General features: G+C 37.2%; 5 protein-coding genes. All 5 read left to right on the plus strand.

Annotated features, from left to right (window positions below; all coding sequences use genetic code 11):
- Positions 1 to 281 (plus strand): hypothetical protein (locus TPRIMZ1_RS19430; protein ID WP_010263340.1); only part of this gene is annotated, 281 nt, incomplete at its 5' end.
- Positions 282 to 869: 588 nt separating this feature from the next.
- Positions 870 to 2,000, plus strand: coding sequence for an AAA family ATPase (locus TPRIMZ1_RS0116625; RefSeq protein ID WP_010263342.1), 1,131 nt, complete (start codon positions 870 to 872; stop codon positions 1,998 to 2,000).
- Positions 1,993 to 2,808: a hypothetical protein gene (locus TPRIMZ1_RS0116630; RefSeq protein WP_010263345.1), complete on the plus strand. Its 816-nt coding sequence runs from the start codon at positions 1,993 to 1,995 to the stop codon at positions 2,806 to 2,808. The genes TPRIMZ1_RS0116625 and TPRIMZ1_RS0116630 overlap by 8 nt, the downstream gene beginning before the upstream one ends.
- Before the next feature lie 84 nt (positions 2,809 to 2,892).
- Complete coding sequence (locus tag TPRIMZ1_RS21045; RefSeq protein WP_269775822.1) at positions 2,893 to 3,015, plus strand: hypothetical protein; 123 nt, start codon at positions 2,893 to 2,895, stop codon at positions 3,013 to 3,015.
- Between the two features lie 95 nt (positions 3,016 to 3,110).
- Positions 3,111 to 3,245: a LuxR C-terminal-related transcriptional regulator gene (locus TPRIMZ1_RS20945; protein ID WP_420082999.1), complete on the plus strand. Its 135-nt coding sequence runs from the start codon at positions 3,111 to 3,113 to the stop codon at positions 3,243 to 3,245.
- Positions 3,246 to 3,487 lie beyond the last annotated feature (242 nt).

Consider the following 3,487-nt stretch of genomic DNA (forward strand, 5'->3'; position numbering starts at 1 on the left):
GGACCGGCGTAGACACTACGGGGACTGCTACCAACTACAATGTGGTCCTGGTTAAGTATGATGGCGTGGGGACGGCCCTGTGGGCAAAAACGGTAACGGCGGGGTCAGACGCATCTTACTTTTCTTCCGTCGCGGTAGACGGGAGCGGGAATGTGTATGCCGCAGGAGGGCAGGAGGGCACCGGGACCTTTACCTACGATCCCGGCGTAGACGCTGCGGGGACCAATTCCGCTGGCAGCAACCCCAGGAATGTGGTCCTGGTTAAGTACAAGGACCAGTAATCGGGGGCAGGCTGACCGGATAAGAGCAGCTTCGGGCAGCCTGTTCCTGAACAGGAGTATCAATACAGGCGGCGGGAAAGACCGCAAAGGGAGATACGATTATGGCAAAAAAAATAGATAAAACCCTGAACGAAAAAGTGATAGCCGAATTTATTGTGTATCTGTATGAAGGTTTCCAAAAATTCCGAATTCGGTGACTGTCACCATATCATAAACTTAAGCCCCAAAGCTTAGTTTTTAATTGGATATTTTTTTCACTTTTTTTTATTAAGGCTCACGCAAAAACCCAGCTCCGCCCCCTATTACGGAGTGACCCTACCGGTACTCCAACCGGTGACCCCGCCGTCTACCACATCGAAATCCAAATAAAAGATGATACTACTATGGGCCTCTACCAATCTCCCGAAGTAACTAAAATGCCGGAATTGTCCACAGGCCCATTATAGGGATAGCGTAGATTTGATTTTCATACGCTATATATGGTAGTATTCTCATAAGAAATCCAGGAAAAACAGCTCTGCCGTATTTTTTTTACGGCATATTGTCAAGTTATTCAATATACTATACGATATATGTATAGGGGTACGTATGCTATATTTATTTTCAATAAAAAATTATCGGGGTTTCAAAGATACCATTACCCTTGACCTCTCTGCCTCCAATTATGAATTCAACCCTGAATGTATCCATGATGGATGTGCTTATAAAGCGTTAATTTACGGCTATAATGGCGTCGGCAAATCAAACCTCGGTCTTGCAATAATGGATATAGTTATTCAGTTGACTGATAAAGAAAAAAGTCTCCTTTTAAACAAAAACTATCTCAATGCTGAAACAGACAGCGATATTGTAGAATTTATTTACAAATTTAAATTCAACGAATCGATTGTCGAATATAAATATGGGAAAACTACCCCTGAGACCATTGTTTATGAATATCTTTCCATCGATAATAAATCAATCGTTTCATACAATCGCAGCACAGATGATAAATTAAAAATTAATTTACCAGGTACCGAAATGTTAAATAAGGATATTAATAAAATTCCCATTTCTATAATAAAATATATTAAGTCCAATGCCGTCTTGAAAGAATCGTCCGAAACATCTGTTTTTTTAAACTTTCTTGATTTTGTTGACAGGATGCTTTTTTTCCGAAATTTAGATGACAGGGCATATATAGGATATTCAGTTGGCAGTGGGAAACTTTTTGATGATATAATAGAAAAGAAACACTTTGATGATTTTAGAAATTTTTTTAAAAAAGCTGAGTTACCGTCAAATTTTGAATATCAAAAGATCGGAGATCAATATAAAGTGTTCTTTAATTACAAAACAAATTCAGCCGAAACCAATTTCATTGATTTTTTTCAAAACTGTTCTACCGGCATGAAGTCATTATGCGTTTTTTACTATTGGTTACAGTATGTCAAATTCAGCAAAACGCCACCCTCGTTCATTTTTATTGACGAGTTCGATGCTTTTTACCACCAGGTATTATCAGAATTTGTTATAAACGAAATAAAAAATATAAATAATTGTCAGTTCATACTTACAACCCATGATACAAGCGTTATGTCCAATGACTTTATGCGCCCTGATTGTTTATTCCTTATGTATAAAAACAAAATAAAATCACTATCCAGTTTGACTGAAAAAGAAATTCGGTTTGCCCATAATGTTGAAAAAATGTACCGGGCTGGCGCATTTGATGAGTAATACTATTTTATTAATTTTTGAAGGAGAAAAAACAGAGCTTGATATATTCAGAAGTATAGAGAAAAACTTTTTTGCTTTCGATCAAGGGGCAACTATAATCAGAGCTTCTTTTAAAGGCGAGATATATCAACTTTGGGAAAGAGTAAAGGATGACAATTTTCTTGATATTGTTGAAATACTTAAGGAGCGGGACAATTCAGATATAAAGGATCTTACCCGAAGACAAATATCAGAAGTACATCTTTTTTTTGACCACGATGCACATTCTCATTCTGATGTTATACCACAAGCAGAATATAACAGCTATATTGAAAAAATGCTGCAAACTTTTAATAGTGCATTTGACAGGGGAAAATTATGGATTAGCTATCCAATGGCCGAGGCCATTAAACATTGTAAAAAAGATATAAACGAATGTTTTCACGACAGCATGATTGCAATATCTGAAAACACCAAATATAAAGAGTTGGTAAACAATAATAGTGATTTTCAAGATATTAAAAAACTAGACAATTCAGCCTGGTATTATTTGACCGCTATTAACATTCAGCGGACCTATTGTTTGGTTAATAGTAATTTTAAGGTCATTTCAAATTATGAAGAAATAAAGGAATGGTTTGAATCAAATACCATAATCAGACTACAGATACATGAAAATCAAGTGAAAAAATTTATTATCCCAAAATCAGAGATGGTTGCATTGTCGCCTTTCCCATTGTTTCTTTTAAATTATTTTGGCAGTTCTCTGTTCAATAATATACATTGTTCTGAAACACTTAAAAATTGTAGTTTTTTTTGTTATCAATGATTTTTAACGGGGTGGCGCACGGCTTGTTTCTTTTCCAAAGACCGTTGTATAGTCGGTTTAACTTGCAGATTTGGGGTTAAAAGGATGAGTAAAGATAAAATCAAGGTTTTGTTGATCGAAGATCACCCGCTGACACGACGGGGTTTGGCCTCCTGCCTGACCGATACGGGACGTTGTTCCATTGTTTGCAGGCCATTGATACGGTGATACAGGGGGAGCTGTTTATTGATCCCTGGCTGGAAATTAATGCACAGCCCGATGTGTAAGCTAAATTCACCCGGCGGGAACGAGAGACCCTGGCCCTGGTTAAACAGCATTATGATAATCAACAGATTGCGAAGGCCCTTTCTTTACGTTTACATACCGTGGAAAACCATATCAGCCATATTTACTTTAAAACGGGGCTTACGAAACGGGAAAAATTAGGGAATCTATAGATTCCGGAGTGCAGTTATAGTGTGATTTTACAACTCGGGAGTTTACTCCCGGGTTTATTACAAATCGGGAGTAAACTCCCGCAAACGACAATATTTGTGTATTATTTCTTAAATTTTATAAATAAATTTCAAAGACATTTTAAACCATTCAGAATATAGTATATGACATGACAATTGTTTTTATCCTGCTGTTTTTACTGTTCCCCGAGTTTGTCCATGCCCAGACCGCTTCTATTATGGAT

This window comes from Treponema primitia ZAS-1 (assembly GCF_000297095.1).
GTDB classification, from domain to species: Bacteria; Spirochaetota; Spirochaetia; order Treponematales; family Breznakiellaceae; genus Termitinema; species Termitinema primitia_A.

Excerpts from the sequence above, each read along its gene's own strand:
- TPRIMZ1_RS0116625 (WP_010263342.1), top strand. The coding sequence starts at position 870 with ATGCTATATTTATTTTCAATAAAAAATTATCGGGGTTTCAAAGATACC.
- TPRIMZ1_RS0116630 (WP_010263345.1), top strand. The coding sequence starts at position 1,993 with ATGAGTAATACTATTTTATTAATTTTTGAAGGAGAAAAAACAGAGCTT.
- TPRIMZ1_RS21045 (WP_269775822.1), top strand. The coding sequence starts at position 2,893 with ATGAGTAAAGATAAAATCAAGGTTTTGTTGATCGAAGATCACCCGCTG.